This is a genomic window from Enterobacter sp. KBR-315C3_2022, from assembly GCF_041399425.1.
In the GTDB taxonomy this organism is placed as follows: Bacteria; Pseudomonadota; Gammaproteobacteria; order Enterobacterales; family Enterobacteriaceae; genus Enterobacter.
In genome coordinates, this window is the sequence record NZ_JBGKEB010000055.1 from 1 (window position 1) to 3,189 (window position 3,189).

Consider the following 3,189-nt stretch of genomic DNA (forward strand, 5'->3'; position numbering starts at 1 on the left):
TTTATCGGCGTTGCACTGATACTTGAACAGGGCTTTGCTGACGCTGTTTTGCAGGGTCTGAAGTTCGCCCAGCGCGCTTTTCTCCCATGCATCGAAGCAGAATGTGTCGTTAGGGTTGCCTGTACTCATAATGTCTCTCCGTCGTCGCTGGCGGCATTTCCTGCCGCCACGGTTGAAATTAAAGGGTGGTTACGCTTCAAGCCTGAACATAGCGAGTTCAAAGGCCATGCAGTCCTTCAAGCTTTTGTTCGCATACGCCCACGCCGCCTTTCCTGTTTCACCGTATAACCGCACGGCCTGAGCCTTTGCCTGCAGCCACGGCTGGACAATGTGGAATGACAGAAGCGGCTTGTCGGTGTGCCAGTCGGTCACGCCCTCGTTCCAGACGTTTTTGCTCATGGCACACAGGATGTTGCAGACCTCTTCCGCCTCGTCGTTCTCTGAAAGCTGGAGGTTCCATACCTGGCAAAGCTCCAGCAGGTAAGCACGCTGTTCTGCGATAGCGCATTCAAGACGGCTTTTCGGGTCTGTACCCCATCTTCCGGTAGATTCTGAAGCGGCGGTTTTGACGTTCTGTGTGTGCATTCTGGTTTTCTCCTTGTCTGGTGATGTTTCCATCTCCCGGTGAGTTCTTCGCGGCAAGGGCAAAGGAGCAACGGCGACGGGGAGCAGCGCAAGGGGCGACGACGGAAAGTTTTTGCCTGCAAAAAGTTTATGGCGGCGTGCATTTCACCCCTTGCGGTGTGACCAGCCGGTGCTACGAAAACGCCCTCCGCGCAGAACCCACGGGAGGTGGTTCGCCGGAGGGCGGGAGGATGCACACACGCCGGAACGTGAATCGCCGCTGGCGAATCGCGGTCCGGTCAGAGGAGCACCGGTGGTTTACCGCCGGGGCGGTGAAGGCGGCCTGGCCGGAACGGTCGGAGCAAGCCGTGGTGTTGACGTCAGCCATCAGACCGTAGCGAAGCCCGAACCCCGGAGGGATTCGGCGGAGACTGACAGGTGCGCCAGCAGCTGGCTGGCGGAGTCGGGCTGACGATCCGGCCGGAATGGACGGAGAGCCGAAGGGGCCGTGTGTAATGCCGTTAATTCCTTTCGCGCTGGAAAGCCAGGCAGCAGTATTCGCAAAAATCAGAATTCTTAATCACCTGCTTTTCTAATCTCTCCAGATCAAACGGCATAATTTTTTGCGGGTCTGGGCAGATACCCACTCAAATGAACTCAAGTCGTGTATGCTTTGGTATTGAGGCTTAAGCCTCCCGGAGAATCACTATGTCCGACAATATTCTGGTTGAAGGCAGAGAGGGGCTACTTTTTGATGAGGCCTGCAGATTAACTGGTCTGGCATATTTAACGCAGGTTATGCATGGTGACAATCCCAGCCATCAATCCCTTCTTCATGAGCTCCGCAGACTCGACTGGCTTATCCTTCTTGATTCGGGTTCGCCCCATCCGGGTCTGCGAATGGCAATTCAAATGCTTGAGAGCCTGGACTAAAAAAAAAGCCGCCATGGGAAGCGGCCTGAACACACCGCAAGCAAAGCGGCCACACAACAGCGTGTATTCATATTCGTTATCAAGTTCCTTCACCAGAATAGTGTATACGTCAATCCTGAAATGAGAAGGATATATTGAAAACGCAAAGATTTTCATCACGAGTAGAATACTGAACTTGATGAAAAAGGCTGACGGCGCGCAAGCGCTGCAGCCCTTATTCAGTCAAACAGTGCTCTGCCTGATTTTATTAGTGCGGCGCCACAGTATTCAGGTACCTCTATTTGCTCCAGGGAGTATGCGCCACATGGAAACAAACCAACCCGGACGCTGCGCATACTATATCCCTGTAAGCAGTAATGATTTTATATCAAAAACAGTGAGCAGAAAGCTTTCGTTATGCCGTCAGCCATCTTCAGCCTGCCAGCGATACAGACAGCTCAGGGAGAGGCTGAGATCAACAGCGATATCTCTCACCGTTTCACCCGACTGGTTCCGGGCCTTCATTCTGCGCACGGCCTCTCGCCTGATGTCTGCGCTGACCCTCTTCACAGCGGGCGAAGTTTCCCATATTCGGTGTGTGGTCGCCGTTCTGGAGGCTGACTTTTGCTTTAGAGTTGAGGGGCTGCTGCGACCTTTTATCGCGGCATACCCCTCAGCCATCATTCTGACCTGCAGGTTAGGGTCCAGCTCGCCGCTCCGGATACGCCTGATAACGTTTTCCCGGCACCTGGCTGAGTGCTCTTTACTTGCAAGCGGGACGTGTTTCGCTATACCCCATCGCTCGCGATACTCACTCACTGACATCCCGTGCGCTATACGCAGATGGGGAGCCAGAAAGGAAAATGCCCTGCCACACTCCCTGCAGACAATTTTTCCGTCCATTTCGACATCAGCCTCCATCACCCGCCTCCTCAAACCCCAGCGCTTCCCGCATGACCTTCACGCGCTGTTTGTCCCCCTCAATCACGCCGGCGTTGTACACGAGTCCGATTAAGACCTGAAGCATGTTCCAGTCATCGGTATTCAGGCGCGCATCCAGCCGACAAAGGATTTTCCCGTTTCGGGCATGACGGAAGACGGTACCTGTTTCTTTTCTGTCAAATTTTCGACCGACCAGCGTCATGATATCTCCTCTCTGCCCTCGCATCTTCCAGCCCACGTCTGAATCTGTTCCTCCAGGGCGATAATATGTTCCTCAATTTCCCCGGCAAGCCGCTCGCTTTCCGTTTCCAGCCAGCCACTGAGTCCGTCCCATTCGCAGGACATATCCGTAAGCCTGGCACATACCGTTCGCAGGCGGTTCCTCTGGCTGCAGGCAAGTCTGAGCTCCGTTTTCCATGGATTATTCCTCAGGGGCGGACATCCCCGGCACACAGCTTGTTCGGTACTATCCAGCGCTCCAGCTGTTGCACGGAAACAGGAGCGTCTGCCGCCAGCTGCCCGGCCTCATACACCACGCTCCAGAGCGGTTCGCCGTGATGCTCATCCTGGTCCAGTGTGGACAAGGACGGGAAACGCTCGCTCCAGCGCCAGAACATTTCCTCCAGGTCGTACTGACCCAGCTCAGACCCCGACCAGCGGGCGCTCCAGCTCCCGACCGTTTCCGGCGTGTGGAAGGCCAGCTCGATTTCCGCCTGCCCCGCCAGCGCCTGGTAAGCCCGTTCACGCTGACACCGTTCTTTGTGCCGCTGG

At 55.4% G+C, this 3,189-nt stretch carries 6 protein-coding genes; 2 read left to right on the forward strand and 4 right to left on the reverse strand.

Going from position 1 to position 3,189, the window contains the following annotated elements:
* Nucleotides 1-189: 189 nt before the first annotated feature.
* Entirely contained in the window at nt 190-585 is a 396-nt protein-coding gene (locus tag AB8804_RS23135) for an ammonia monooxygenase (protein ID WP_371190275.1), read from the reverse strand.
* A gap of 292 nt (nt 586-877) precedes the next feature.
* On the opposite strand from AB8804_RS23135, the gene AB8804_RS23140 reads away from it, so the two are divergent.
* The gene (locus AB8804_RS23140; protein ID WP_371190276.1) at nt 878-1,036 is read left to right on the forward strand and encodes a hypothetical protein; all 159 of its coding nucleotides are present in this window, start codon (nt 878-880) and stop codon (nt 1,034-1,036) included.
* A 236-nt stretch (nt 1,037-1,272) separates the two neighbouring features.
* A complete protein-coding gene (locus AB8804_RS23145; RefSeq protein ID WP_371190278.1) occupies nt 1,273-1,497 on the forward strand; it encodes a hypothetical protein in 225 nt (74 codons plus the stop codon).
* A gap of 402 nt (nt 1,498-1,899) precedes the next feature.
* Here AB8804_RS23145 and AB8804_RS23150 read toward each other — a convergent pair whose 3' ends face one another.
* From AB8804_RS23150 to AB8804_RS23160, 3 genes are all read right to left on the reverse strand, one after another.
* Nucleotides 1,900-2,397: a MucR family transcriptional regulator gene (locus AB8804_RS23150; protein WP_371190280.1), complete on the reverse strand. Its 498-nt coding sequence runs from the start codon at nt 2,395-2,397 to the stop codon at nt 1,900-1,902.
* A complete protein-coding gene (locus tag AB8804_RS23155) occupies nt 2,387-2,620 on the reverse strand; it encodes a hypothetical protein (protein WP_371190282.1) in 234 nt (77 codons plus the stop codon). The genes AB8804_RS23150 and AB8804_RS23155 overlap by 11 nt, the downstream gene beginning before the upstream one ends.
* Before the next feature lie 226 nt (nt 2,621-2,846).
* A partial coding sequence (locus tag AB8804_RS23160; protein WP_371190284.1) for a plasmid SOS inhibition protein A occupies nt 2,847-3,189 on the reverse strand: 343 nt, incomplete at its 5' end.